At 70.5% G+C, this 26686-nt stretch carries 26 protein-coding genes; 9 read left to right on the forward strand and 17 right to left on the reverse strand.

Annotated features, from left to right (window positions below):
- Positions 1–759 precede the first annotated feature (759 nt).
- The 3 genes from JWR86_RS06015 to JWR86_RS06025 all read right to left on the reverse strand — a co-directional run bounded on the left by JWR86_RS06015 (position 760) and on the right by JWR86_RS06025 (position 2138).
- Positions 760–918, reverse strand: coding sequence for a DUF3309 family protein (locus tag JWR86_RS06015; protein WP_299562146.1), 159 nt, complete (start codon positions 916–918; stop codon positions 760–762).
- A 159-nt stretch (positions 919–1077) separates the two neighbouring features.
- Positions 1078–1584, reverse strand: a complete 507-nt coding sequence (locus JWR86_RS06020) for a ferritin-like domain-containing protein (protein WP_299562149.1) — start codon at positions 1582–1584, stop codon at positions 1078–1080.
- Positions 1585–1685: 101 nt separating this feature from the next.
- Complete coding sequence (locus tag JWR86_RS06025; protein ID WP_299562152.1) at positions 1686–2138, reverse strand: YcgN family cysteine cluster protein; 453 nt, start codon at positions 2136–2138, stop codon at positions 1686–1688.
- A 172-nt stretch (positions 2139–2310) separates the two neighbouring features.
- Here JWR86_RS06025 and JWR86_RS06030 point away from each other — a divergent pair, with 172 nt between their 5' ends.
- The gene (locus JWR86_RS06030) at positions 2311–4317 is read left to right on the forward strand and encodes a transglycosylase domain-containing protein (protein ID WP_299562155.1); all 2007 of its coding nucleotides are present in this window, start codon (positions 2311–2313) and stop codon (positions 4315–4317) included.
- Positions 4318–4327: 10 nt separating this feature from the next.
- Here the strand turns inward: JWR86_RS06030 and JWR86_RS06035 are convergent, their stop codons facing one another.
- Together JWR86_RS06035 and JWR86_RS06040 are read right to left on the reverse strand one after the other, a co-directional pair.
- Positions 4328–5110 carry a hypothetical protein gene (locus JWR86_RS06035; RefSeq protein WP_299562158.1) on the reverse strand — a complete coding sequence of 261 codons (783 nt, stop codon included), beginning with the start codon at positions 5108–5110 and terminating at the stop codon, positions 4328–4330.
- Positions 5111–5145: 35 nt separating this feature from the next.
- Complete coding sequence (locus tag JWR86_RS06040) at positions 5146–5349, reverse strand: hypothetical protein (protein WP_299562161.1); 204 nt, start codon at positions 5347–5349, stop codon at positions 5146–5148.
- Between the two features lie 142 nt (positions 5350–5491).
- On the opposite strand from JWR86_RS06040, the gene JWR86_RS06045 reads away from it, so the two are divergent.
- A complete protein-coding gene (locus JWR86_RS06045) occupies positions 5492–6619 on the forward strand; it encodes a hypothetical protein (RefSeq protein WP_299562164.1) in 1128 nt (375 codons plus the stop codon).
- On the opposite strand, the gene JWR86_RS06050 is transcribed toward JWR86_RS06045, so the two are convergent.
- From JWR86_RS06050 to JWR86_RS06060, 3 genes are read right to left on the reverse strand one after another with little or no spacing between them, the layout of a single operon-like run.
- Entirely contained in the window at positions 6531–6881 is a 351-nt protein-coding gene (locus tag JWR86_RS06050; protein ID WP_299562204.1) for a DUF1491 family protein, read from the reverse strand. The two genes, JWR86_RS06045 and JWR86_RS06050, sit on opposite strands and share 89 nt — an antisense overlap.
- A gap of 20 nt (positions 6882–6901) precedes the next feature.
- A complete protein-coding gene (locus JWR86_RS06055; protein ID WP_299562207.1) occupies positions 6902–7552 on the reverse strand; it encodes a peptidoglycan-binding domain-containing protein in 651 nt (216 codons plus the stop codon).
- Positions 7549–8802 (reverse strand): PAS domain-containing sensor histidine kinase, encoded by a 1254-nt coding sequence (locus JWR86_RS06060; RefSeq protein WP_299562210.1) that lies wholly within the window; start codon positions 8800–8802, stop codon positions 7549–7551. The genes JWR86_RS06055 and JWR86_RS06060 overlap by 4 nt, the downstream gene beginning before the upstream one ends.
- 278 nt (positions 8803–9080) lie before the next feature.
- On the opposite strand from JWR86_RS06060, the gene JWR86_RS06065 reads away from it, so the two are divergent.
- Together JWR86_RS06065 and JWR86_RS06070 are read left to right on the forward strand one after the other, a co-directional pair.
- On the forward strand, positions 9081–9329 hold the full coding sequence (locus JWR86_RS06065) for a hypothetical protein (RefSeq protein ID WP_299562213.1): 249 nt from the start codon (positions 9081–9083) through the stop codon (positions 9327–9329).
- Positions 9330–9394: 65 nt separating this feature from the next.
- The gene (locus JWR86_RS06070; RefSeq protein WP_299562216.1) at positions 9395–9826 is read left to right on the forward strand and encodes a SufE family protein; all 432 of its coding nucleotides are present in this window, start codon (positions 9395–9397) and stop codon (positions 9824–9826) included.
- A 1-nt stretch (position 9827) separates the two neighbouring features.
- On the opposite strand, the gene JWR86_RS06075 is transcribed toward JWR86_RS06070, so the two are convergent.
- Positions 9828–10709, reverse strand: coding sequence for a DUF6456 domain-containing protein (locus JWR86_RS06075; protein ID WP_299562219.1), 882 nt, complete (start codon positions 10707–10709; stop codon positions 9828–9830).
- A 208-nt stretch (positions 10710–10917) separates the two neighbouring features.
- Here JWR86_RS06075 and JWR86_RS06080 point away from each other — a divergent pair, with 208 nt between their 5' ends.
- Positions 10918–13053 carry a S9 family peptidase gene (locus tag JWR86_RS06080; protein ID WP_299562222.1) on the forward strand — a complete coding sequence of 712 codons (2136 nt, stop codon included), beginning with the start codon at positions 10918–10920 and terminating at the stop codon, positions 13051–13053.
- Between the two features lie 4 nt (positions 13054–13057).
- Here JWR86_RS06080 and JWR86_RS06085 read toward each other — a convergent pair whose 3' ends face one another.
- Positions 13058–13537: a hypothetical protein gene (locus JWR86_RS06085; protein ID WP_299562253.1), complete on the reverse strand. Its 480-nt coding sequence runs from the start codon at positions 13535–13537 to the stop codon at positions 13058–13060.
- 172 nt (positions 13538–13709) lie between these two features.
- Between JWR86_RS06085 and JWR86_RS06090 the strand changes: the two genes are divergently transcribed.
- Complete coding sequence (locus JWR86_RS06090) at positions 13710–14309, forward strand: superoxide dismutase (RefSeq protein WP_299562225.1); 600 nt, start codon at positions 13710–13712, stop codon at positions 14307–14309.
- A gap of 11 nt (positions 14310–14320) precedes the next feature.
- On the opposite strand, the gene JWR86_RS06095 is transcribed toward JWR86_RS06090, so the two are convergent.
- Positions 14321–15178, reverse strand: coding sequence for a ChbG/HpnK family deacetylase (locus JWR86_RS06095; RefSeq protein ID WP_299562229.1), 858 nt, complete (start codon positions 15176–15178; stop codon positions 14321–14323).
- 14 nt (positions 15179–15192) lie between these two features.
- Here JWR86_RS06095 and JWR86_RS06100 point away from each other — a divergent pair, with 14 nt between their 5' ends.
- Positions 15193–16221: a glycosyltransferase family 2 protein gene (locus JWR86_RS06100; protein WP_299562233.1), complete on the forward strand. Its 1029-nt coding sequence runs from the start codon at positions 15193–15195 to the stop codon at positions 16219–16221.
- Between the two features lie 6 nt (positions 16222–16227).
- Positions 16228–17751 carry a murein biosynthesis integral membrane protein MurJ gene (murJ, locus tag JWR86_RS06105; protein WP_299562236.1) on the forward strand — a complete coding sequence of 508 codons (1524 nt, stop codon included), beginning with the start codon at positions 16228–16230 and terminating at the stop codon, positions 17749–17751.
- Positions 17752–17762: 11 nt separating this feature from the next.
- Here murJ and JWR86_RS06110 read toward each other — a convergent pair whose 3' ends face one another.
- Positions 17763–18848, reverse strand: coding sequence for a mandelate racemase/muconate lactonizing enzyme family protein (locus JWR86_RS06110; RefSeq protein ID WP_299562238.1), 1086 nt, complete (start codon positions 18846–18848; stop codon positions 17763–17765).
- Between the two features lie 268 nt (positions 18849–19116).
- Between JWR86_RS06110 and rpsU the strand changes: the two genes are divergently transcribed.
- Positions 19117–19413, forward strand: coding sequence for a 30S ribosomal protein S21 (gene rpsU, locus JWR86_RS06115; protein ID WP_299562241.1), 297 nt, complete (start codon positions 19117–19119; stop codon positions 19411–19413).
- Between the two features lie 25 nt (positions 19414–19438).
- Here the strand turns inward: rpsU and JWR86_RS06120 are convergent, their stop codons facing one another.
- From JWR86_RS06120 to JWR86_RS06140, 5 genes are all read right to left on the reverse strand, one after another.
- Entirely contained in the window at positions 19439–22831 is a 3393-nt protein-coding gene (locus JWR86_RS06120) for an error-prone DNA polymerase (RefSeq protein WP_299562256.1), read from the reverse strand.
- 115 nt (positions 22832–22946) lie between these two features.
- Complete coding sequence (locus JWR86_RS06125; protein ID WP_299562259.1) at positions 22947–24362, reverse strand: DUF6504 family protein; 1416 nt, start codon at positions 24360–24362, stop codon at positions 22947–22949.
- 25 nt (positions 24363–24387) lie between these two features.
- The gene (locus JWR86_RS06130; RefSeq protein WP_299562244.1) at positions 24388–25209 is read right to left on the reverse strand and encodes a damage-inducible mutagenesis protein; all 822 of its coding nucleotides are present in this window, start codon (positions 25207–25209) and stop codon (positions 24388–24390) included.
- A 140-nt stretch (positions 25210–25349) separates the two neighbouring features.
- Positions 25350–25865 (reverse strand): hypothetical protein, encoded by a 516-nt coding sequence (locus JWR86_RS06135; protein ID WP_299562247.1) that lies wholly within the window; start codon positions 25863–25865, stop codon positions 25350–25352.
- A 587-nt stretch (positions 25866–26452) separates the two neighbouring features.
- A partial coding sequence (locus tag JWR86_RS06140; protein WP_299562250.1) for a hypothetical protein occupies positions 26453–26686 on the reverse strand: 234 nt, incomplete at its 5' end.

Below are 26686 nucleotides of genomic sequence, written 5' to 3' on the forward strand. Positions count from 1 at the left end.
CGTTCATGGCAGCATCGGCCCACCATTGACGTTCGCGAACCGTCTCTGATGGCCCTGAGTTCTCCCCTTCTCGAAGCCGGGTTGCCCCGCAGGGGCCGTCAGCGAGTTGGCTCAGGTACGCGTAGACGGGCCATGTTATCCAGCCGAGAAAAGCCGGGCATGGGTATCGCCAAGCGCGCGAAGATGGTGGGCCGAATGGCTGCAAAGAGTCGAGTCATCGAATCGAAGGACGAATGATCTTCGGCTTAGGGTTGTGGTTCTTCTCGCGCCACCTGACGGCGCGGTTAGCCGCGTAGGTGAAGTCCGGGGCGGTCAGGCCGTCGATAGGTCAGGCGCTTGCCTTCGATGCCCTTGAGCGCGGCGGCGGCACGTCCTTGTCGTTGAAGCCGAGGGCGGTGCGATCGTTGTATCGGAAGTCGAACTCCGCAGGCAGCAGTGCAGGCGCTTCTCAGCGCAATGCGGATGTAGGGACGCCCGTAGGGTTCCGGCGCGCCGTGAACCTGACGGCAGCGTTTGGAGTCCTACCAGCCCGCGCCACGGGCTTGCCGCCGAGCGGCTTCGCCCCGTGATGGCTTTCGGAGAAGGGGCGGACGGCTCCGTTCAGCCGGCGAGAGCGGCGTCTCGCACCGACGATCTCTGCCCATGACAGCGATTGGGCTCAGGTGGGCGGACGCAGCACATGGCTTTGCCCGCCTCCCGAGCCCTGGCAGCTGACGGGTCACATGGACGATCGTGACCCGTCGCTATGCCTCGGACTGCCTAAATGCGGCCCAGCAGCACCAGGATGATGACGATCACGAGAACGAGCCCGAGCCCGCCGCTCGGCATGTAGCCCCACCCGCGGCTGTAGCCCCAATTCGGGATGGCACCGATGAGCAGGAGGATCAGGATGATGATCAGAATGGTGCCGAGTGTCATCGTTTGCTCCACTGCCTGAGGCTCAGGGCCCCGCGGGCCTCGTTCCGTCGGGCGTGATCGGTAACGTACAGACGGAGCTGCGGTTTCAGAGCTCGGCAGAAAACAGAACGGCGGCCCGAGGGCCGCCGTTCTCCGTGCAGCGTTTGGCCGGCCCGCCCGTCAGGCGGCGGCCTTCTTGTTCACGTTGGTCTCGCCGAGCTGGGTCAGCTTCTCGTCCGTGGCCTTCTCCTCAGCCAGCGTCTGTTCCAGGAGCTTCACGACCTTGGTCTTGCCGAGCTGCTTCGACCAGCTGATCAGCGTGCCGTAGCGAGTGATTTCGTAATGCTCGACCGCCTGGGCGGCGGCCAGCATGGCGGCGTCACGCACCTCGTGATCATCGCATTCGGAGATCAGCTCGTTCGCCTCTTTGATGATGCCGTCGATGGCCGGACAGGTCGTCCCCTTCGCCTTCTCGCCGAGGGCGCTGAAGACTTCATCGAGCCGGGTGATCTGCTTCTCGGTCTCGCCGAGATGCTTCTCGAAGGCCCGTTTCAGGGCCGGGTTGGTCGCCTTGCCGATCATCACGGGCAGAGCCTTGGTGATCTGCTTTTCGGCGTAATAAATGTCCTGCAGCGTGTGCAGGTAGAGGTCGTCCATCGTCTTGATCGGCGAAGTGAAAAGACCCATTGCCCCGCTCCCGTGTCGTGGAAAGTCGACGAGGGCCGCCCCGGCAGCCCGTCCTCGGGTGAGAACGACATCGGGCGACAGCGGTTCCGGTCGGGCCATCTTCAGTCCACCACGCGGTCGAGCAGCTCCTCCAGCGTAAAATCCCCCTCCGTGCCGGCCACCTGGCCCCGCACCGAGATGCCGGCCCGGTGAACCGTCTCGGGATCGCCCGAGACGAGCGGGTGCCAGGCCGGCAGATCCTGTCCCTCCTTGACCAGCCGATAGGCGCAGGTCCGCGGCAGCCACGGCACGTTCCGCACCGTCTCCGGCGTCAGCCGGACGCAATCGGACACGAGCTCCTGCCGCCGAGGGTAGTCGCGGCAGCGGCACGTGCTGCCGTCCAGAAGCGTGCAGCCGACATCGGTGTAGTGGACCTGTCCGGTCTCGTCGTCCTCGAGCTTGATCAGGCAGCACCGCCCGCAGCGGTCGCACAGACTCTCCCATTCCGTGGGGGTCATCTCCTCCAGGCTCTTGCGGAGCCAGAACGGCCGTTCCGGTTCGGCGGGTGGTGGCATGTGAATGATCCGTTTCGGGGCAGGCGAGCCGGCCGGTGGCGCAGGGTGGCACGTCTCGGCCGGGAACAGGGCTTGCTGTGGCGCCTCCATAGCACAGAGGCGCCGGACGGGCTTCCCGGGTCGGCCCGCGTGGCCAGGAAGGCCGAACAGGGTGCAGGCGGAACGGGGGATCGTGCGTGCGGTCGGCGCGGCGGCAGTGGGACCGGTCCTGCTCGCCGTACGGGGCGGCCGCTTCGCGCTTGCCTGCCTGGACGAGGCCGTCACGGTGCTGGCCTTCGGCCTGGCGGGCCTGCTGGTGCTCGCCCAACCGGCGTTCCGGGACACCGGTCCGGGCTGGCTGAAGCGGCTCGACCTCTCGGTCACATTCCTGGACCGCGACGGCCGACATCTCGGCCACCGCGGCATCCGGCACGACGACCAGGTCGCCGTGGAGGAACTACCTCCGCATCTCGAAGCCGCCATCCTGGCCACGGAGGACCGCCGCTTCTACACCCATGCCGGGATCGACCCTGTCGGCCTGGTCCGGGCGCTCGTGGCCAATGCCCGGGCGGACGCGGTGGTCCAGGGCGGCTCCACCATCACCCAGCAACTCGCCAAGAACCTGTTCCTGTCGGGCGAGCGAAGCCTGGAGCGCAAGATCAGGGAGGCCTTCCTGGCCGTCTGGCTCGAGCACCAGCTCACCAAGCGCCAGATCCTGAAGCTCTATCTCGACCGGGCCTATATGGGCGCGGGCGCCTTTGGCATCGAGGCGGCCGCGCAGGTCTATTTCGGCGTCTCGGCGCGGCACGTCTCGGTGGCGCAGGCCGCCATGCTGGCCGGGCTGCTCAAGGCTCCGAGCCGCTATGCGCCGCACAGCTCGCCCGACGCGGCGCGCGCCCGCGCCGAGGAGGTTCTGGATCGCATGCTGGACACGGGCGCGATCAACCCCGCCGAGCGCCAAGCGGCCCGGAGCGCGCCGGCCGCCTTGATCAGTCCGGAGCGCGGCTCCGTCGCGGATCACTACCTCGATTGGGCCTTCCGCGAGGTGCAGCGCCTCGCCGCCTCCGGCCGGTTCGGGCGCCATTCCGTCCTGACCGTCACGACCGCTCTGGACCGGACCATGCAATCCCGAGCGGAAGCGAAACTGGGCGAGGCGCTGGCCCGCGATGGCGCGCGCTTCGGCGTCCGGGATGCCGCTTTCGTGGCCATGGCGCCCGACGGCGCCGTCATCGCCATGATCGGCGGGCGGGATTACGCGGCGAGCCAGTTCAACCGGGCCTCCGACGCCCTGCGGCAACCCGGCTCGGCCTTCAAGCCATTCGTCTATGCGGCGGCCCTCATTCATACGGGGCTTCGCCCGACCTCCGCCGTCCAGGATGCGGAGATCTGCCTCGGTTCGTGGTGCCCCAGCAATTACGCGCGCGGCTTCTCCGGAACCATGTCCCTCGCCTCCGCCCTGGCGCGCTCCGTCAACACCGTCGCGGTGCGGCTCTCCGTCGACATCGGGCGGGCCGCCGGCGAGCTGACGATGTCCCGCCAGGCCCGGTTCGGCCGCGCCCGCATCGTCGAACTCGCCCGTGCCCTCGGTCTCACCACCCGTCTGCACGACACCCCGTCCCTTCCGCTCGGGGCCTCCGAGGTCACGCTGGTGGAGATGACCGGCGCCTATGCCGGGTTCGCGGCGGGCGGCCTCAAGGCCGAGCCGCACGCGGTGCTGGCGGTCCGGAGCGCCTCCGGCGAACAGCTCTATCTGAGGCGCGGCGCGGCGCGGCCGCGTGCCCTGCCGGCCGAGGTCGCGGCCGAGATGAACGCGATGCTCCGCAAGGTGGTCGACGAGGGCACGGCCCGGCGGGCTGCGATCCCGGGCCACGCGGCCGGGGGCAAGACCGGCACCACCAGCGCCTACCGGGACGCCTGGTTCGTCGGCTTCACTGGGCACCTTGTGGCGGGAGTCTGGTTCGGCAACGACGACGACCGTCCGACGCGGCAGCTCACGGGCGGATCCCTGCCGGCCCAGCTCTGGCACGATGTGATGGCGCCGGCTCATGCCGATCTCGCACCGAGGCCGCTGCCCGGTTCGGAGACCGGCATGCAGGTCGCGGGGCGGGTCGGTCGCGGCTTCGTCGAGGAGGTCGCGTCCGCCTCCGTCCGGACGGGCGCCGCGCGGCGCGGCTTCGAGGTCCTCTCGGGACCGAGATGAAAGCCGGGCGTCAGCCCTTGCGGACCAGCACCTCGGTCGCGGCCGGCTCGGCCTCGAGGACGACCGGGAGGTCGCCGGTGCAAGCGGCCGCCGCGAGCGGGCGGACGCCGAGTGCATCCAGGCGCTGCCGCTCGGTCGCCAGCGCCGCGATGGTGCGTTCGGTCGGACCGGCATCGCGCTCCGGCGCCGCCAGCACCAGGCGCTCGAGCGCGATCTCGTAGGCCGCGACGCGGAAGGCCGAGGCGGCCGTCACCCAGGCGACCAGGCAGCCGTTCTCGGCGACCCGCGCCTGGGCATTGGTGAAGTCGAAGCCGTACACCTCCCCGGCGCGGGCCAGGGTCTGCAGCCGGATTCGGTCCGCTGCCAGCACGCGCCCGGCTGCCCGCGCGAAAGGCTCGATGAGGCGCAGATCGGCGGAGGCGTCCTCCGACAGCCGGCGGTACATCGACACGGGCGACCGCCCGCCCTCGGAGAGGAGGCCCCTGGAATAGGCGTGCCGGTCAGGCTCGATCAGGTCGGGAGGCAGGATCCGGGTCGCGACCAGCTCGGCCAGAATCCGGTCCAGCCACGGCCGGGTCCGGCCGGGCACCAGGAAGCGCCACGCCCGATCGCGCATCGCCTGTTCGTCATCGGTGAACGGAAAGCTCGAAACCGGCTCGCCGCGGGCGAAGGCAGCAGCCGACCCCGTGCCGGCAACGACCCGGTTCCACGTCGAATCCTTGACCCGGCCGAAATCGCCGCGCTGGACGCAGCCGGCGAGCACGAGCCCGATCAGCGGCAGGACAATGCGCATGGCGACAGATTGGGGGCGCGAGGCCCGTGCCGTGATCAGCCGCCGGCCCGGCTCTCGCCAGGCGGCCGGGCGCAGCCGCCCACGGGCGGGGGTGGCGGCAGCTCGGTCACAGCCCGGTCGTAACGCACGCCGGTGAACAGGACGACGACGCCGCCCCGGTCGGCCGCGCGGGTCGGCCGGCTCAGCCCCCGGGAAACGGGGAACGACACGACCTCGCCTCGCCTCCCATCCTCGCTCATGATCAGCTCCGCTTCGTTCGCGGTGACTCGACCCCACTATGGTTAACACTTCGTTCGCGCGCCCACCGCGACGGCGCGGCACGTTATCGCTCCGGTAACATTGACCGCGCGATAACGCGGTTTGCTGTCCGAGTTGGCGCCGATGCGGAGCGAAGCCGTTTCCGACCTCCTGAGCCTTGCCCATTTGGCGCGTCACTCGCACGCCGATCTCCGCCCCCTGCTGCTGCGCATCCAGACGCAGACCTTCGTCGCCGCCAAGGGCCGCGGCGCTGCGGTCGCGCGCGATTACGAGGCGCTCGCGCTCGGGCTCATCCCTCTTGTGACCGACGACGTGCTGGTGGAGGTCGCCGCCATGCTGAAGGCCGCTGAAGACGTGCCGAGCAGCGTGAGCCGAGCGCTTCGGGAGCGCCTGCACGGCCCGGCGGAGCCGCAGCCTGCGGTCAGCCGAATGCGGGCCGACGCCCTTCGCCAGGCATCCTGCCCCGACCTGACGCGCGCCGAAATGCAGCGCCTTCTCATGTTGCAGGCGCCCGACATCGACACGGCGCTGGCCAGAAACGGCGCGATCCGGCTCGACGGACACGACCTTGCCGGCCTGGTGGAGCGGGCCCGCCGCAACGGCACGCTCGCCCGGGCGCTGCTTGGGCGGGCCGAACTCGCGGTGGAGCACCGGGCCGCGCTGCATCGCTTCGCTCCCCGGGAATTGCGCCAGACGATCCGGGCCGAGGTGACGGCCCACCTGGCCCGCCGACCCGCCGCCCCGGCGGCCCGCACGGGCGCGGCGAGCCGCATCCTGAGCCTTGCGGCGGGCCAGATTCCGCCGCGCGTGTTCCCCTTCATCGGTGCGGAACTCCGGCTCGAGGCCGGCTTCACCTGCGACCTCGCGGACGGGGCTGGGCGGGAGCATTTCGTCCTGGCGCTGCGCGCCCTCGACATGGAGGCGGACGACGTCATCGCCCTCCTGCTCCGGCTCGACTGGCCGGGCGCGTTGTCCGTCGGGATCGTGTTTGAACTCGCAGCACTGGCCCGGTCCGTCTCTCCCGCCGTCGCCGCCTGTCTTGTCGGCGCCGAGGCTGCCCCCGATCGCGCGGGCGAAACCGGCCGCACGGCGGCTCGTGACCAGGACCGAAGCCGCCGGGTCGCTCCGCTCTCTGAGCGTCGCGACGGGCCGCAGACCTCCCTCAGCCCGGCGTTTCCGACGCGAGCTGCAGTCCCGAGCGCCCTGCCCGATCATCGACCGAGATCCACCACAGGTCCGGATCGAACCTGATCTCCCGCAGCATCCGGGCCTCGATGTCGGGGGGCGCGGAGCCGAGCAGAACGGGCGCAAAGAGCCGGTCCAGTTCGTCACCCGTCAGCGCCGATTGCGGGGCGGGGCCGTAGAGGTCGACATGGCCGTCGAGGCGGTCGACCGTGACAAAGATCGCGCCGGCCTCCGGCGATCCGCGGCGCCGGAGCACCGCATCGATCCCTTCCAGCGCGGAGCGCCGCAGATGCGCGGCAACCCAGAAGTCGGAACGCAACCGCGCCATGGAAACGGTTCTCTCTCGCGCTACTCGACCTGAAGTCCCGAGGCCGATGCGAGTTGCTTCACGGTCCGCGTCCCGAGCGTCCCGGTCACCGGCAGCTTGCGGTCACGCTCGAACCGCTCGATCGCTTGCCGGGTGGTCGCTCCCATGACGCCGTCGACCACGATCGGGCCGTAGCCGAGCTTGGCCAACGCCTTCTGGGCGGAGGCGAGCTTGGGCTGGGCCGCCTTTGGGTCGCCGGGCCGCTGAGCCGGGTCGGACGTCCGGATCAGCGCGCCGATCGGGTCCTGGCTGGACACAGGACGCGTCGGAGCCTCGGCGGCGACCCGACCTGTGAAGGAGGCCGGCTCGGCCCGGGGCATGGCCGGGGGCGCGGGCGCGGCGAAGGTTTCGGGCCGACGCGGCGGCTCGACCGGAGCCGCGGCGACGCTCTGCGGCTTCGGCCCGGCGAAGAGCGGTGCCGGGTGGCGCGAGGTCTGCCCCATCAGGAGGTTCCAGCACAGGACGCTGCCGCAGCCCAGCACGGCGAGGCTGCCGAGCGCCGTCAGCGGGCGTCTCGCGACCAGCCGGCCAAGAGCCGAGCCGGCGCGGCGAAGCAGTCCGAAGCGACCGCGGGGCCGACCGGAGGACCCACGGCCAGACATTCGCGATGACGGCATGGTTCGAGAGTTCATGCGCTCATCCTTTCGGGTTGCCGCACCGCGAGGCGCGGGAAAGTGTGCACAACGGCGGGTCTGGCCGGCGCTGTCGCGTCCCCGCTTCGGAGCGGCAAGGACACGGTCACGGTCGTACCCGCTCCGGATCCGCTTTCGATCGACATCCGGCCGCTGTGAAGCCCGACCAGGCCGCGCACCACCGACAAACCGAGTCCGGTCCCCTCGTGCGAGCGCCGGTGCACCTCGCCCGACTGAAAGAAGGGATCGCCGAGCCGCGGCAGGTCGGATTCGGGGATGCCGATGCCCGTATCGGCGACGCCGATCAGCAGAGCGTCGTCGTCCAGCGCCAGCGAGACGGTGACAAGGCCACCACGCGGCGTGAATTTCACCGCGTTCGAGATCAGGTTGATCAGGATCTGCCGGCAGGCGCGCCGGTCGGCCCAGATCTCCGGCAGGCCGGGATCGAGCCGCCGCTCGAGCCGCACGCCGGCCGCATCGGCCTTGAGCTGGATCAGGTCGCAGGTGCTGGCCACGAGCTCGTGCAGGCGGAACGGCTCGGGATCGAACGCGAAATTGCCCGTCTCGATCTTGGACATGTCGAGCAGCGTGTTGACGATCTCCAGCAGGTGGTGGCCCGAGCCCCGAATGATGTGGGCGTATTCCTTGCGCCGGTCGTCCGTGAGCAGGAACGGGTGCTCGGCCGACAGCAGTTCCGAGAAGCCGATGATCGCATTCAGGGGCGTGCGCAGCTCATGGCTCACGGTCGCCAGGAAGCGGCCCTTGAGCTCGCTCGCGCGCTCCGCGTCCCGCTTCGCGCGCTCGAGCTCTTCGGCGTGGCGGCGCTGCGCTGAGACGTCACGCGTGACCGACAGCACCGTCGCGCCCGGCACGCCGCTGCACCCGGCAGCCAGGGGATGCGACCGCATCTCGACCCAGACGACCGGACCGGCCACCGGCCCGCCCGCCCCGCCGCCCAGTTCGTCATGCGGCAGGTCGCGGTGGACTCGAAACTCCACCCGGACCGGGCCGGCCCCGTTTGCGACGTCGCTGACCGCCTTCAGGAAGATCGGCCGATCCGAGACATGAACCCGCGCCAGAAGCCCGCCGCCGGCGAGCGAGCGCGGCGACGCTCCGAGCAGGCCGTCCGAGGCGGCGCTCGCCCGCAGAACATCTCCAAAGGAATCGTGCCAGGTGACCAGGTCGCCGATCGCCTCGACCGGAACGGCGTCGGTCGCGACCGCGCTCTCGGGCGCTGCCAGGACCGACACCGCATCGTCTGACCGCCGCAGCCACGCCGGCAAGGTGGGAATACGCAAACCTGTCCGCACGTCCGATGCGCGCCTCTCGCTCGACGCCGGAACCCTGACAGGGCGGACTTAAATCAAAGCTAAAAGGGAGGGCAGACTTGGACCCGCCCCCTGTTCATAGAACCTTGTCAGGTTCTTCACCGATTAAGACGACATTAATGCTGATTGCCCGGGCGGAGTATCACGGCAGTAAGGAATGAGAGCTACCGAATGGGGCTGAGTTACCATGCGGAGGCGCCATGCTACGTCTGTTTCTCGCGCTGGCGGTGATCGCGGTGATCTATTCTCATTCACCGCACCGTCCCGAGATCAGCTTTCGAGACAACCTGGCCAGCTTCACACGCCAAGTTTCGGATCAGGCTCTGGATAAGGTGGCGACGAGCGGCCTCGGCCCCACGCTGACGGAAGCCGTGCTGCGGCGGACCCTGGCGGAGGGTGGACCCGCCGGCAAGGCGGTCCCGCCCGAGGCGCAGCCCGGGGCGCGCTGAGCCAGGCGGCTCGCGCCGCCGCGCCCGGGCCCCTATATCGGCAGCAGGCCACCCGTGAATCGCCCATGCTGCCCGCCGCCGACGAGATCCTGTCGAATTTCGAGCTGCTCGAAGATCCGCACGAGCAGTTTGAATACCTGATGGAACTGGGCCGCCTGCTGCCGCCGCTGCCGCCCGGCGCGCACACGGAGGACCGGCTGGTGCCGGGCTGCCAAAGCCGGGTGTGGCTGTGTCTGGAGGTCGCCGGGTCCGGCCCTGCCGCCACGCTCCGGATCGCCGCCGACAGCGACGCCCATATCACCAAGGGACTCGTGGCCTTCCTGGTGGCGCTCTACGGAGACCAGCCGGTGCGCCGCGTCCTGGACACCGATGCCGTGCAGATCTTGCGCGATCTTGGCCTCGGTCAGCACGTCACGAGCAAGCGCTCCAACGGGCTGCGGTCCATGGTGGAGCGGATCAAGGCGGAAGCCGGCCGGGCGATCGCACCCGCGGCTTGATTCAGGCCGCCCCGGCGTCCTCCCCATCCGCGATCCAGCTCCGCATGCGCCGCGCGCCCTCCGGGCCGCGCGCCTCCGTTTCGAGCCCGTAATGGTCGGCTAGCCGCCGCAGGGCGAGGCCGAGCACGACCTTGCCGGACCGCGGTGGCCAGCCCCGTTCGCGCTCGATCGCTTCGAGACCCTTCAGGAAGCCGCACAGGTCCAGCAGCAGATTGGCAAAATCGGACCCGACCGCCGCCAGCGCAGCCCGGGCCCGCTGCCGCGCCGCGATCACCGCGTCCGTTGCTCCGGCCGGGTCGCGCGGGCCGCCGCCGCTTGCCACCGCGCCTTCCCAGCGGGCCGTGATGGCCGGCAGCAGGCCGGCCGCCGTCAGATCGCGCCGAAGGCGCTCACCGGCCTCGAAGCAGGCGGCGTCGATCAGCGGCTCGCCAGCGCGGTTCCGCCGGCGGCGGAGCCAGGCGAGCGGACTCTCGCCCGAATTCACGACGACGCGCTCGCTGCCCCGTGTCTCGTGCCGGATCTCGTCCCGGACGAGGTCTCGGTGCTGCGCCAGAAAGGCCCCGTCCCGCTCCCCCTCCAGCCGCTTCAGATGGGAGCGGCCCACCCCGGAAATGGCGGCCCTGCCCCGGCCGTCCCGCGTGACGAGGTCGCGGGACAGCAATTCCGCCAGCGCGCTCTCCGGGTGGCTGCCCCGGCCGAGCGACATTCCGGCCTTGGGCGCCTGCAGGATCACGAACCCGTCGCGGGTCGGGTCCGAGGCCACAGCTGCGCCGGGCTCGGCCAGCCGGGCCAGAAGCCGCGAGGCCGGCCGGGACAGGGGCGGCAGAGCGGAACCAAGCGGGCGAATGCGGGGCGATCTTCTGGACACCGAGGGTCGAGTCATGAATGTTGCCTCTTCGTTCTCATACCCGGGCGAAGCGTGACCTGCCCCGAGGTGAGGCCATCATAAGAATAAAATCCTTACGCTATGTCAAGCGGCTCTGCCGCGCGCCCGCGCAACCCGCCTCGCGTTGAACGGTTTCGGCGGCCGCCCTATGTCACCGGCGAAGGGGCCTTCCGGCGGAGGCCCCGAGCTACAGGGATCTCGGATCGTGTCATCATCGCCGGCCGCTCTGGCCGCGCCGCGGGAGCAGGTGCCCTCGCCGCCCATCGCCGAGCCTCGTCCCAGCGTCATCGAGGTGCACGGCACCCGGCTGTCGGACGATTACGGGTGGCTCAAGGCGCCGAACTGGAAGGACGTCCTCCGGGAACCCTCCTGCCTGCCGGCCGACATTGCCCGCCATCTCGAACAGGAGAACGCCTACACGGAGCAGGCCCTCGCGGATCTCGAGCCGCTCCGCCGCGTGCTGGTCGGGGAGATGCGGGCGCGGATCAAGGAAGACGAGGCGAGCGTGCCGACCCCGGATGGTCCCTGGGAGTACCTGACGCGGCATCGGGAGAACGGGCAGCACGAGATCGTGTGCCGCATGGCCCGCGGCGGCGGCACGGAGGAGATCCTGCTCGACGGCGACCTCGAGGCCCGGAATTTCAGCTATTTCGAGCTCTCGGGCATTGCCCACTCGCCTGATCACACGCTGCTGGCCTGGAGCGCCGACCGGAGCGGGGCCGAGCTGTACACGGTGCGGCTGCGCGATCTCGGCACCGGGCGCGATCTCGAGGACGAGGTGCGGGCGACCTCCGGCGACATCGTCTGGAGCGCCGATTCCCGCTCCTTCTACTACGTGGAAGTGGACGAGAATCACCGGCCCGTGCGGGTGCGGCGCCACCGCATCGGCGAGCCGGCCGAGACCGACGCGGTGATCTATGAGGAGCCCGAAACCGGCTGGTTCGTGACCATCGATCAGACGAGTTCGCACCGGTTCCTGGTTGTCGGGGTCAGCGATCACGAAACCTCGGAATCCTGGCTCCTTGATCTCGAGGACCCATCGGCCGAGTTGCGCCTCGTCGCGCCCCGCGCCCCCCTGGTCCTCTATGCCGTCGAACATCATGGCTGCGACCTGATGATCCGGACGAATGACGGGGGCGCCGAGGACTTCAAGCTGGTGACGGCTCCGGTCGATGCACCCGGGCGCGAGCACTGGCGCGACCTGGTTCCGCACCGGCCGGGCATCATGGTGCTGTACCACGCGGTCCTGGCCCGCCACCTGATCCGGGTGGAGCGCGAGGATGCCAATCCCCGCATCGTCGTGCGGGAGATCTGGACCGGCGCCGAGCACGCGATCAGCTTCCCGCAGGAGGCCTACGCGCTCTCGTTCGAGACCGGATACGAGTTCGACACGGACACGATCCGCTTCGTGTACTCGTCGCTGACTACGCCCAACGAGACGTGGGATTACGACCTCACGACGCGCGAGCGCGTGCTCCGCCACCGCCAGGAGGTTCCGAGCGGGTTCGACGGCTCGCGCTACCGAACCAGCCGCGTCACCGCGACCGCCCCCGACGGCAAGACGGTGCCGATCTCGCTCGTCCACCGGGCCGACCTCGTCCAGGACGGGACGGCGCCCTGCCTCCTCTACGGCTACGGCTCGTATGGCTCTTCGATCCCAGCCTCGTTCCGGACCAACCTTCTGTCGTTGGTGGACCGGGGCTTCGTCTACGCGATCGCCCATGTGCGGGGCGGCACCGAGAAGGGCTGGGGCTGGTACCTGGACGGCAAGCGGAACCAGAAACCCAACACCTTCACGGATTTCGTGGCCTGCGCCGACGCCCTGATCGGGACCGGCTACACGGCGCGCGGCCGCATCGTGGCCTATGGCGGCTCGGCCGGCGGAATGCTGATGGGCGCGGTGGCCAATATCGGGGGGGACCGCTTCGCCGGCATCGTGGCCGACGTGCCCTTCGTCGACGTCCTCAACACCATGCTGGACGGGGACCTGCCGCTGACGCCGCCCGAATGGCCCGAATGGGGCAATCCCGGCCGCGACGAGGAGGCGTTCCGGACGATCCTGTCCTACTCGCCCTACGACAATGTGGTGCCGCAGCGCTATCCGGCCATTCTGGCGCTCGGCGGCCTCACCGACCCGCGGGTCACCTATTGGGAGCCGGCCAAGTGGGTCGCCAAGCTCCGGGCCACCATGCTGGGCGGCGGGCCCGTGTTCCTGCGCATCAACATGGAGGCCGGGCACGGCGGCGCGGCCGGGCGGTTCGACCGGCTGGAGGAGATCGGGCTGATCTACGCCTTCGCGCTTCGGTCCGTCGAAGGGGGCTGGCCCGACCTCGCGGGGTGAACGGCTAGGCGGCCCGCTCGCCGCCGGCTGCCACGAAGGCCCGCAGGTCGTCGAGCGACGAGAACCGACGCTTTCCGGCCGGGGTGTCCGCCTGGATCGAACCGTCGGAATACATCACGTAGGAATTGCCGCCCGACGCGTATTGCCCGACGATCGCCGGGCCGTCGGGGGCGGCTTCATAGCGCGGCGGGGCGGGCTGCTCGACCGGCCGCAGGTCGGTCACCACCGGGGCCGCGGCGGGCGGCGCCGAGAGTTCCATCCGGGACAGCCTCTCGCGGATGCGCAGGAGCTCCTGGGCGGCACGGCCGACGCGCTGGGCCGCAAGCGCGACACCGAGCAGCAGGATGCCGGAACAGGCCCCGACCGTTCCGGCCAGCACCATGGTCCAGCCGCGTTCGATCTGGATGATCGGCGCGCCGAACACCACGGCCGCACCGCCGATGCCGATCATGGACACCGCGAGCAGGACCAGCACCACGACCATCAACGCCACCCGTCGTGAAAGGCTAAAAGGTGTGCGAGCTTAGGGACGAAGCCCTCGCCTTGGCAACCGTCGCCTGCGTCGTTAAGTCCAGAGCGCGCCCCGAGCGTGCCGCTCGGCCGCCCTTTCCGGGCCGGCCGCCCGGCCGCGACATCAGATGCGTGAGGAGACCGCCATGACCTTCACCCTCCCCGACCTGCCCTACGCCTACGATGCCCTCCAGCCGTACATGTCCAAGGAGACGCTGGAATTCCACCATGACAAGCATCACAAGGCCTATGTCGACACGGGCAACACGCTGCTGAAAGGCTCCGAGCTGGAAGGCAAGAGCGTTGAGGAGATCGTCAAGGCGAGCTACGGCAAGAACCAGCCTCTCTTCAACAACGCCGGCCAGCATTACAATCACATTCACTTCTGGCAGTGGATGAAGCCGAACGGCGGCGGCAACATCCCGGGGGAACTCGAGAAGCGGATCGCCTCGGACCTGGGCGGTGTCGAGAAGTTCAAGAACGATTTCATCGAGGCCGGCAAGACGCAGTTCGGCTCCGGCTGGGCCTGGCTCGCGGTGAAGAACGGCAAGCTCGAGATCATGAAGACCCCGAACGGCGAGAACCCGCTCGTGCACGGCGCGCAGCCGATCCTCGGCGTCGACGTGTGGGAGCACTCCTACTACATCGACTACCGCAACCGTCGCCCCGATTACCTGAAGGCCTTCATCGACAACCTGGTGAATTGGGACCACGTCGCCGAGATGCTGAGCAAGACCCAGTCCTGACGGGCAGACTGTCAGGCGGGAGCCGGGGCCAGCGTCAGGCCCCGGCTCTCCAGCAGAGCCGGCCAGCCGGGAGAGGCGAGATAGGCGAATTCCCGCTCCCGGGCTGCCGCGATCTCGTCCGGGTTCCGATCGGGGCGGCCAGGATGGCACATCACCAGCGGCTTCGGGCCGAGCGCCACCAGATAGGCGCCCATGTCGGCCGCGACGTCCCGGGCCGGATCGAAGGGACTGAACCCCGAGAAGCCCCGATTGGTGCTGAAGCCCGCCTGTCGCGCCCGGCTTCCGAAGCCGCGGGCCAGCGAACTCACGAACGCCGCCTTGGGCGCGGCGAGACGGCGGGCCAGGATCGCGGCCAGGCGCTCGGACGGATCCCTGAGCCAGAGCCGGCCGGCGAGGCCCTGCCCGGTCAGCACGGCGAGAAGCGCATCACGGATCCCCGGCAGGGCATGCACATGCTGGTGACCGTCCAGGAAGTCGGGCGGGCGCCCCATCGCCTGGCAGAACCGGTCGAGCTGGCGGCCGATCTCGGCCTCGAGTTCGGCCCGGCCACCCGGGCGGGACCAGGCGCCCTTGAGCGCGCCCCCCACCACATGGCCGAGAGGCGGCATGGCGCCCGCCGCGGTCGCGAAGCCCGGCATGGGGTCGAGCGGCGCTCCCCAGGTCAGCGTGAGGTGGAGCCCGACGGCGATCGTGGCCCCGGAGCCGCGCAGGTCGCGCGCGCCCTCCGGCCAGCCCGGGGCATTGGCCATGCAGCTCGTGGCCGAAATCCGGCCCGCCTCGGCGAGGTGCAGGATGCCGCGGCTGACCCCCGCATTCATGCCGTAGTCATCGGCACAGACCACCAAGGAGCGAAACCCGGTCCCGCTCACGGAAGCGCACGTCCTTGACACAACCCCTGCCACCGCCTGTCCACCACGATGCGATCGAACTCAGCGTCGTCATCCCGGTCTTTCACGAGGCCGGCAACGTCGCGCCGCTGTGCCGCCGCCTGCTGCCGGTCCTGTCCGGCATCACCGAGAGCTTCGAGGTCGTCTTCGTGGACGACGGCTCGTCGGACGGCACGCTGGAGGCGATCCGGGCGGCCAACGCAGCCGACCCGCGCGTCACCGCCATCTCGTTCAGCCGCAACTTCGGCAAGGAGATCGCCATTGCGGCCGGGCTCGACCAGGCGCGTGGCAGGGCCGTCGTGATCATGGATGCGGACCTGCAGCATCCGCCGGAGACCATCCCGCTCTTCGTGGAGAAGTGGCGGGAGGGCTACGCCATGGTCTACGGCCAGCGCACCGACCGCTCCGGCGAGAGCCGGGCGAAACGCGGCTTCACGCATCTCTTCTACCGCCTGTTCGCACGCTTCGGGGAAACCGAGCTGCCGGAAGGCGCCGGCGATTTCCGGCTGATCGACCGCAAGGGTGTGGACGTCCTCACGGCCCTCGGCGAGCGTGCCCGCTTCTCCAAGGGCCTCTACGCCTGGATCGGCTTCAAGTCGACGGGCGTGCCCTTTGTCGTGGAGGACCGGCACGAGGGCCAGACGAAGTGGAGCTTCAGGCGCCTGTTCCGCTTCGCCTTCGACGGCATCACGTCCTTCTCGACGGTGCCGCTGCGGGTCTGGACCTATCTCGGCGGGCTCGTCTCGCTCGGTGCCATCGCGGCGGCGATCTATTTCGCGGTCCGGACCCTCTTGTTCGGGTCCGATGTCGCCGGCTACCCGTCCCTGATCGTCTCCATCACCTTCTTCGCCGGGGTGCAGCTCATGTCGCTCGGGATCATCGGCGAATATGTCGGGCGCATCTTTGCCGAGGTGAAAAGGCGGCCGCTCTATGTGATCGGCGATCAGGTCGGACGCACCACCCTCGCGGTGCCCGGATTGCGCGACGATCGGCGGGCCGCCCCCGTCGGCCGTCCCGTCCTCTAGCCGGCGATGCTCGCCCGCATCCTGTCGGTCGGCGGCTGGACTCTCGTCTCACGCGGAACCGGCTTTGTCCGCGACGTCGTCATGGCGGCGGTGCTCGGCGCCGGGCCTGTCGCAGACGCCTTTGTGGTGGCCTTCCGGCTGCCGAACCACTTCCGGGCCATCTTTGGCGAGGGCGCCTTCAACGCCGCCTTCATCCCCTCCTATGGCCGCATCCGGAGCCAGGCGGGCGACCTCGCGGCGCGGGTCTTCGCCAATCGCATCCTTGGCCTGATGATCGCGGTGCAGCTCGGGCTGCTCGCGGCCGCCCTCGTCTGGATGCCGGCCCTGGTCGGGCTGCTTGCCCCCGGACTCGCGCCCGCCACCTTCGATCTGGCCGTGGCGCTGACCCGGATCACCTTCCCGTACCTGTTCTTCATCACCCAGGTGACGCTGATCTCCGGCGTGCTGAACGCCCATGATCGCTTCTGGGCAGCGGCCGCCGCGCCCATCCTGCTCAATCTGTCCATGCTGGCGGCGCTGTCGCTGGCTGTTCTGTTCCCGAGCGCCGGCCACGCCGCCGCGTGGGGCGTGGCGATCGCCGGCTTGCTGGAGCTGGTCCTGGTCTGGACCGATGCGGGCCGGGCCGGGATCGCACCGCGGCCTGCCGTGCCGCGCGCCGACCGTGAGCTCGGCGGTTTCTTCAAGCTGCTCGGACCCGCCGTGGTCGGCTCGGCGGGCGTGCAGCTCGCCATGTTCGCCGACACCATCATCGCTTCGACCCTGCCGACGGGCGCCCTGTCGGCCCTCTACTACGCCGAGCGGCTGTACCAGCTGCCCCTCGGGGTGGTCGGGATCGCAGCCGGCACCGTGCTTCTGCCCGAGATGACCCGCCGCATCGCCGCCGGCGATGCCGCGGGCGCCCACGCGACACAGAATCGCGTCATCGGCCTGACGCTGGCGCTGGCCGCGCCCTGCGCGGTGGCTTTCCTCCTGCTGCCCGACCTCATCTTGTCGGCGCTCTTCCAGCGTGGCGCCTTCGACCTTGCCGCCGCGCAGCGATCCGGGGCCGTGCTGGCCGCCTATGCGGTCGGACTGCCGGCGGCCGTGATTCTGCGGTCGGTGACGGCGAGCTTCTACGCCCGGCAGGACACGGCGACGCCGCTCTGGGCCTCCCTCACCGGCTACGGCGTCAACATCGCGCTCAAGCTCGTCCTGATCGCCCCGTTCGGGGTGGTCGGGCTCGCGCTGGCGACCTCCGTCGGGGTCTGGACCAGCATCCTGATCCTGTGGCTGCTGGCGCTGCGCCGGGGCTACACGGCGCCCTCACGCTCCTTCTGGCTCACGCTGCTGGCCGTCGCGATCGGCTGTTCGCTCCTCGCCTGCCTGGCCGGATTCGGCCGCATTCCCGCCGCGGAGTGGCTGGGCAGGATGGGAGCGCCCGGCGGCGACCTCGCGACGCTGGCGCTCCTCGGAGCGGCGGGCGCGCTCCTCTACGGCGCGGTCCTGTTTGGGCTGCTGCGCGCCTTCCGGGTGCGCCTCGGCCGGAGCTGAGGCGTGCCGCCTCAGCGGGCCAACGCTGCGAGGCCGGACCAGTCGAACCGGATGCCGTGGCCGGGCCGGTCGGGCGCAAGCGCGACCCCGTCCCGGATGGCCAATGGGTCGGCGATGTAGCGGTCGAGGCCGAAGCCGTGTGCCTCCAGGTAGGAGCGGTTCGGACAGGCGGCCAGCAGATGCACCGTGACGTCGTGGGCGCCGTGGCTCGTCACCGGCAGGTTGAAGGCCTCGGCCAGGTGGGCGATCTTCATGAAGCTCGTGACGCCACCGCAATTGGTGACGTCGGGCTCGGGGAAGGTCACGCCCCCGCCCGCGATGTAGAGCTTGAACTCCCACAGGCTGCGCAGGTTTTCGCCGGCCGCGATCGGCACCCCGCCCTCCCGGACGATGCGGGCATGCCCCGCCGGATCGTCCGGAATGGTCGGCTCCTCGAGCCAGGTCAGCTCGAACGGCTGGAACGCCCTGGCAGCCCGGATCGCCTCGTCGATTCCCCACTTCATGTTGGCGTCCGCCATCAGCGGGAAGTCGGCGCCGAGGTGCTCCCGCATGGCCCGCACCCGCTCCACGTCCTCCTGCAGGCGCTTGCGGCCGACCTTCATCTTGATGGCTCGGAAGCCGCGTTCGAGATTGCCGTCGGTCTGCCGCAACAGCGCATCCACGGAGAGGTCGAGGTCGATGCCGCCGGCATAGACCGGAACGCGCGGGTCGAATCCGCCAAGCAGCTTCCACAGGGGCAGGCCCGCCCGCACCGCCTTGAGGTCCCAGAGCGCGATGTCGAAGGCAGACAGCCCGAGCACGGTCGGGCCGCCGCGGCCGCCGTAATGGAGAGCCCACCAGCCCTTGTGCCAGAGGTGCTCGATCGCGTCCGCGTCCTCGCCGGCCATGATCTCGGCGAGTTCGACCAGAGTGGCATGTACGGCCGCACCGTTGCGACCAACGGTGTAGGTGTAGCCGACCCCCTCGGCTCCGTCCGCGTCACGAAGGCGCACCGTGTTCAGCTCGAAGGCGGCAATCTCGCCGTGGGTGGAGTCGGACAGCACCTCCGGTAGCGGGATCCGGAAATGGCCGGGCTCGATCGCCTGCAAGGCCGCCATGCTGTCGCTCTCCCTTGTTCGATGGGGGGAGCCTATGCCAAGCTGAGTCTTGCGGCGACCCCGACAAAGGCGAACCGGCCGGGCACACAGCCGGCCGGGAGCTGCGGGGCGAGGCTCGGGCGCAAGCGCGAGCGTTGCCGGCTCTGCGCGAATTTTCCGGCGACACCGGGACTTTTCGGTGCTAAATGGCCGGTTTCCACCGTCGCGCAGTCGCGCCGGGCCGGGGGGCCGTGTGCTCGTCTTCGGCTTTTTGAGGATTGGATCGGTCTTGCAGGTACTCGTTCGCGACAACAACGTCGATCAGGCTCTTCGCGTGCTGAAGAAGAAGATGCAGCGCGAGGGCGTGTTCCGCGAGATGAAGATGCGGAAGGCCTACGAGAAGCCGTCCGAGCGCAAGGTTCGCGAGCGCGCCGAAGCCGTGCGCCGGGCCCGCAAGCTCGCCCGCAAGCAGGCCGTGCGTGAAGGGCTGATCGCCGCCCCGAAGCCGAAGCCGCGCTTTGGTCCTGGCGCCGCCCGCCGTCCCGGCGCGCCCCCGGCCGCTCCGTCCGCGCCGCGCCCGGCGTAACACCAGTCCGTTCGCGGCCGGGTTCCTAGCGGAAGTCCCGGGTCGCGATCTTGATGCCGGGGTCGCCCAAGCCATCGAGGCGTGGGCGAGGCCGGAGTTTGGCGTGCACGTCCGGGGCGTAGATGTCTCGGACACGCGCCCCCGCGGACGTGTCGCGCGCGTCCGGCGAGCCACCGTGCTTGGCTTCGTCGCCGCGACCCGTCCGGAACGGGAACGAGCCGCCTTCCCCGGGCTCCTCGCCGAGGCCACGCAGAAGGCCGGACAGGTCCGTGAGCTCCTCGGCCACGACGTGGATCACGTCCCCCTGCCGCTGCACCCTGCCCCGGCACCCGATCATGCCGGCTGACAGGATGAGCCGGCGCTGCCGCTCGAAGACCGACGCCCAGATGACGAGGTTCGCGACCTCCGTCTCATCCTCGATCGTGATGAACATGACGCCCTTGGCCGAGCCCGGCTTCTGGCGCACCAGAATCAGCCCGGCCACCTCGACCCGGCGCCCGTCCGGGGTGCGCCTCAGTGCCCCGCACGGGATGATGCGCCGCCCCGCCAGGGTGGCCCGCAGGAAGGCGACCGGATGGTTGCGCAGGCTGAGGCCGCGCGACCGGTAATCCTCCACCACATCCCGCGCCTCCGTCATCGGCCGGAGCACCACCGGGTCTTCCGGCACCTCCGGGGCGAGCCGATTCTCGCGCGCATCGGCCGCCGCGAAGAGCGGCAGCGGCTCTGGCGGCAGCCCCCGGATGGCCCAGGTGGCCTCCCGCCGGCCGAGCCCGAGCGAACCGTAGGCATCGGCCTCCGCGAGTCGGGTCAAGGCCGCGACCGGCACCCCGGCCCGCCGCCAGAGCTCCTCGACCGAGGCGAAGGGCCGCTCGCCCCGTGCCCTGACCATGCGGTCGCCGTGCTCCTGCGACAGCCCCTTGGCGACCCGCAGGCCGAGCCTGACCGGACGGAACGGGACGCCGCGGCGGCGCTGGCGCGACTCGGTCCCGGGGCCGGAAAGGGCGCCCCCGCCGGCCACCAGCTCGGTGTCCCAGCCGGACCGGTTCACGTCCGGCGGCAGCACCTCGACGCCGTTCTGGCGCGCCTCGCGGACGAGCTGGGCCGGGGCATAGAACCCCATCGGCTGGGAGTTGAGGATCGCGGCCAGGAAGACGTCCGGATGATGCCATTTCACCCAGGCTGACGCGTAGGCGATCAGGGCGAAGGAGGCCGCGTGGCTCTCCGGAAACCCGTAGGAGCCGAAACCTTCGATCTGCTTGAAGGTCTTGGCCGCGAAATCCGGGGAATAGTTCCGGGCGATCATGCCCTGGATGAGCTTGTCCCGGAACACCGAGACCCCGCCCGTGACCTTGAAGGTCGCCATGGCGCGGCGAAGCTGGTCCGCCTCCCCGGGCGTGAAGCCGGCGCACACCACGGCGACCTGCATGGCCTGCTCCTGGAAGAGCGGAATGCCGAGGGTCTTGCCGAGCACGCGCTCCAGCTCCGGCGTCGGATACTCGACCGGCTCCCGCCCCTCGCGCCGCTTGAGATAGGGGTGGACCATGTCGCCCTGGATCGGCCCGGGCCTGACCACCGCGACCTGGATGGTGAGGTCGTAGAGAGTCCGTGGCCGGTGACGCGGCAGCATGGCCATCTGGGCCCGCGATTCGATCTGGAACGTCCCCAGCGTCTCCGCCCGGCAGATCATGTCGTAGGTGGCGCCGCAGCCCTGTGGCACCTCGGCCAGGGTCGCCGGCTCCCCCGGCCGATGCGTCGCCAGCAGGTCGAAGGCGCGCCGCATGCAGCCCAGCATGCCGAGCCCGAGCAGGTCGACCTTCATGAACTTGAGCGCGTCGATGTCGTCCTTGTCCCATTCGGCGACCTGCCGGTTTTCCATGGAGGCCGGCTCGATGGGGACGAGTTCGTCGAGCCGCTCCTCGGTCAGCACGAAGCCGCCAGGATGCTGCGAGAGATGGCGCGGCGTGTTGATGAGGGCGCGGGCGAGGTCGAGCGTCATGCGCAGCCGCCGGTCGTCCGGATTGAGCCCGAGATTGGCCACCTCGGCCGCCCCGACGCCCTCCCGGCTCCAGCCCCAGACGAGCCCGGCCAGCGCGCCGGTCACGTCCTCGGGCACCCCCAGGACCTTGCCGACCTCCCGGACCGCTCCGCGGGCGCCGTAACGGATCACCGTGGCGCAGAGGGCGGCACGGTGGAGCCCATAGGTCCTGTAGACCCACTGGATCACCTCCTCGCGCCGCTCGTGCTCGAAATCGACGTCGATGTCGGGCGGCTCCTGGCGCTCGGCCGAGACGAAGCGCTCGAACAAGAGGTTCTTGTCGGTCGGGTCGATGGCCGTGATGCCGAGCACGAAGCAGACCAGCGAGTTCGCGGCCGAGCCGCGCCCCTGGCAAAGGATCGGAGGCTCCATGCTCCGGGCCGCCCGCACGATGGCGTGGACGGTGAGGAAATAGGGCGCGTAGTCGAGCTGGCCGATCAGCGCGAGTTCGTGGCGCACGGTGCGGTCGACGGCGCCCGGAACGGCCGCGCCGTAGCGCTGCGCCACGGCCTCCCAGGTGAGCCGCTCCAGCGTCTCCTGGGCGGTGCGGCCGGGCTCCACCACCTCCTGCGGGTACTGGTAGCGGAGTTCCCCGAGATCGAAGCGGCAGCGCTCCGCGATCTCGGTGGCCCCGGCCAGCGCTTCGGGGTGGCGGGCGAAAAGGCGGGCCGTCTCCTCCGGCGCCCGCAAGTGGCGGTCGGCATGCTCCTCGAGCCGGAAACCGGCCTCGTCGATGGTGATCCCCTGGCGGATGCAGGTGACCACGTCCTGCAGCATGCGGCGCTCGGCAGCATGGTAGAGGACATCGCCGGTCGCCGCCGTGGCCACGCCGGCTGCCCGGGCCGCCGCGGCGATGGCGTCGAGATGGAGATGATCGTCCGGCCGGAAGCGGCGGGTGAGGCCGCAATAGGCGCCGTCGCCCAGGATGTCGCGCAAGCGGGCGAGGTCGCCTGCCAGCCGGGGTTCCGGCCGGTCGGTCAGCAGGATGCCGACGAGCCCCCTGCCCCATTCGGCGAGGTCGTCCCAGCCGAGCCAGCAGCCGCCCTTGCCGGCCCGGCCCTTGCCGAGGGTGAGAAGCCGGGTCAGCCGCGAATAGGCGTCCTTGCTGGTCGGGTAGACCAGAAGCGAGCCGTCCCGCTGCTCGGGCGCCGGCTCGCCGCTGCCGGGTTTCAGCCGCTCCGGCTCGCGCACCAGATCGAGCCGTGCCCCGACCAGCAGCCGCACGCCCGTCGCCCGGGCGGCCTGCCAGGCCCGCACGATGCCGGCCAGGGAGCCGCGATCGACCACGCCCAGCGCCGGCAGGCCCAGCACGGCGGCGGCCGCGAACAGCTCCTCCGGCGAGGAGGCGCCGCGCAGAAAGGAGTAATGCGTGGTGACCTGCAGCTCCGGGACCCGGAACGGGCTCCCCCCTCCCCGGCCGCCGCCCGCTTTCGGGGCCGGGCGGGCGGCCGGGGAGGGCGAGATGCCGGCGCTCACCGGGACAACCGTGCTCCGCCCGTCACGCGAACCGCCCGTGCAGCCACCATTGCCCGTTCTCGGCCATGGAGGCGTCGCGAAAGAGCCAGAAGCGGCGGCCGGCCGTGTCCTCCACGCGATAATAGTCGCGCAGCGACTCGGCCTCCGCATCGGCCCGCCACCACTCGCCCCGCACGCGCTCGGGCCCGTCCGCCGCCCGCACCACATGCCGGACGCCCCGCCAGGTGAAGGAGGCCGGCGGCTCGTCGGGCACCACCGCCATGGCGGTCACCCGTTCGGGCGGCTCGATCAGCCGGCTGGGCCGGGGCAGGACGGTCGGCCAGGAGCCTGTTCCGAGGGGCGCGAGCGGCGCCACGCGTCCGACCGAGCGTTCCGGGATCCGGCTCTCGACCGGGGCGGCCCGGAAGATGCGCGACGCGCCGAGCCGCACGGCGAGCCGGTCCACCAGCGGCGCGAGCGCCACGGCCTCCCCGTCCCCGGCCGGGCCGGCGAGATCGCCCGCCGCGATCTGCCGCTCGGGCAGGGGCTCGACCCGGCCGGCCGCCAGCACGATCTCGTCGATGCCGAACCCCGGATCGAGGCCAGGAAGGCGCTCGGCCACGAGACGTCCGAGATGGGCGGCATCGCGCGAGGGCGCCGCGGTGCCGACCCGGAAGCCGAGCGGCTGGCCGTCCACCCGCCGCAAAACGGCGTCGAGCCGGCGCAGGCCGCCGCGGCGCCGGTCGAGCTCGCGGCAGAGCTGGGGCAGCAGGCGGGCCAGCGCGGCTTCGATCCCGGCAAGGTGCGTCAGGGGCTCGGGGAAGGCGAGCCGGACCTGAAGCACCGTGTCGGGCACCAGCGGCGACAGCGGGTCGGCGGCGCGGCCGAGGGCCCGGTCGTGCCGGTCCAGCAGCTCGCGGCCGAAGCGGCGGGCGAGGTCGGGGCGCGGCAGGCGGGCCAGATCCTCCACCCGGTCGATCCCGAGCAGTTGGAGCCCCCGCACCGTGTCCGCAGGGAGGCGCAGGGCGGCGACCGGCAGACCGGCGAGCGCCTTGCCGGTTCTGCCCCGGGCGACGATCTGGCCCGGCCGGTAGCGGGCCAGCGCCCAGGCTGCACCGGGCGTGTCGGCGAGGCCGGCCTCGGCCGCGAACCCGGCCAGGCGCAGCCGCCGCAGCGCGTCCGCCATCAGGGCCGCTTCGCCCCCGAACAGGTGCGATGATCCCTCGACATCGAGAAGAAGGCCGGCCGGCGGGTCCGGCTGCACGACCGGGCCGTAGCGGCCGCACCAGCGGGCGAGGCCGGCGAGTTCGGCTGCGTCCTCCTCCGGAACGGCTTCCACGACGGCGAGGCCGGCGATGGAGGCCTGCACCTGGGCGACCGGCTGGCCGGGCCTGACCCCGAGCGTCCAGGCCGCTTCGTCGACGGCGGCAACGAGGCGGCGGGCGCCGTCGCGGCACACCGTGACGAGCGGCGGGCCGCCGCCCTCAGCCGGCCGCGGCGCGACGGAGCTGCCCGCCGGCCCCGAGAGGCCGGGCCTCCCCGAGGGGCCGGGCGTCCCCGGGCGACCGGCTCTCCTGCGGATGCGGTCGGTCGGGAAGAAGGGCAGGTAGAGCGAGACGACCCTCGGCATCGCAGGCCTCGACGATCCAGGATGCGGCCTCCGCGCCGCGGCACCGCAGGAGCTCCACGCGCCAGCGGGCGCGGCCGAGCCCCGGGGCGGAGGTCGCTCCCGACGGGGCGGCAGAGATGCGCCAGCGGGTGAAGGCAACACTCGGCTCGTCGGCCGCGGCCCGCTCGCTGTCCGAGCGCCAGCGCCGGACCACAAAGGCCGGCACGCCCGAACTCTCGGCCGCGAGTTGGAGGCGCCGGGAGGCGGTGAGGCCGAGCCGCGCCACCTCGCCGACCACGCCGGCCAGCCCGCCATGCCGCAGGGCCTCCTCCATGGCGGGCAGAACCTCGCCGTCCTTCCAGGTCTCGACGTAGATGACCCGGTCGGGCCCGAGCCCGACAGCGGCGAGCGCGGGCGCAAACAGGTCGCGGCCCCGCAGGCACCACAGCACCGTGCCGCGCCGGCGGGCCAGAATGCCGGCCGTAAACAGGGTCGCGGCCGCGGCATGCTCGCTCTCGACGCCGCTTTCCAGACATTCATGGAGGGTGCCGAGCGGCAGACCGCCCCAGGGCAGGTGCCGGTCGATCGGCTCCAGCCCGAACTCAAGCGGCGGCCGCGCCGCCCGGCGGGACTGCTCGAGAGCGAGGACCCGCCGGCGGAGATCGGACAAGACGGGATTGTGCCCGGCATGAGCCATGCCTTGCTCGAGAGAGTTGCGGGAGCGATGTTGTTCCTAGTTTGTTCTCATGCTCGGCCTGAGTCAATCCGCCGCGCGGGGGGGGGGTCTCAGTTTGAAATCGGGCCGGCGCTGAAACGAAAAACCCCGCCGAAGCGGGGTTAAGCGATCAACCGTTTTGGGGGTTGATTTGGCTGCGGCGCTTCGGCTGGCCGCAGCCCCATATTGTACTGGCGCACAGTGACCGCTTGCGCCCAAACGTCCTGAGCGAGCGTCCCCTTCGCCACCAGCCATCCCGAGACTTCTGCCCAGTCCCACAGTGGGGACTCTGTGGTCACTCTGGCGACGGGTGCAGGGAACCCAACTCCGCGCGCCCCGGTGGCATAATTATGCACAGCGGCGCGCGTCAGGCCTGATCGCTTGGCGATGTCAGACAGGTTCACAAGCGGGTCAGGCTCGACGTGCTCAACCTTGGCCCCGGCTCGTCTCACATCCTCAACGGCCGATGATATCGCCTCGTCTACGGACGCCGCCTCGCGAGCAAAGTCCACGATGATCCGTCCTTTTTGGAACGCAACCAGAGCGTCATCGCAACCGGCGTTATAGAAACGCGCTTCGAAGTCGGCCGCCTGTGGGTCAAGACCTGAGGCAATGATGCTGAACTCATACGTCGTCATCGGTAGCCTCCTTCCCTGGTGCGTGCGGACAACGATCTACAGCCCTCTTAATTTGGCGGGCGTGAACGCCACCATTCCGCGGTGAGCCGGACACTCCGACCTGGCATCCATCACGATCAGCTTTTGCGCAGAAAAGGCGGCCCCAATGGCCCATAGGCTGACGACAATTCCAGCCTTGCCCTTCTGCATAGGCAATAGCCGCCTCAACCTCCTTGTCGGGGTGGCGCGACCTAGCCAACCGCGCTACCTATGTAGCGTTGCGTTAACAACTGTCAACACCACCTGTTCCCTTCTGTCAGTGAGTGGTAAATTTGCCCTTAGGAGGGCTGTAGCGGTTCGACGCGCTCGCAACCAGTGGTCTTCATCCCGTCAGACTGCAACGCGCTTCTTGTAAGGGCCCCGCTTTGCCGGGACCGCCGGAGGGAGGCGCTCGGGTCGAAACTGCCGCAGCCGCGACGCGCTCGCGACAGGGGGCGCGCTTCGTGGGGCGCCGCTCCGCCAGGGCCGCGGCCCGTCCTCGCCTGTGAAGCCTTTGCGGGCCTGATGGCTAGCCGATCACCTCGCTGGGGCGCTGAGGCGGGCCGGCCTCAGCCGTCCTTGTCGGACACGCGCTTCGCCTCGGCGTCGGTCAGCGCGTTCTGGCGACCCACGAGGTACTCTTCCAAGTCGCCGCCGGCCGCTGCCTTGAGCTCGGCGATCGAGATCCCTTCGGAGGTGGCCTCGACCGCACAGGCTTCCGCCTGGTCGCGCATGTCGGCCTTTTCCCGGACATATCCAGGGGCATTCAGGTTGTTCTCGACCCAACCTTCAAGCCACTGGTC

Origin of the sequence: Enterovirga sp., assembly GCF_028290205.1 — a bacterium.
GTDB lineage: Bacteria > Pseudomonadota > Alphaproteobacteria > Rhizobiales > Beijerinckiaceae > Enterovirga.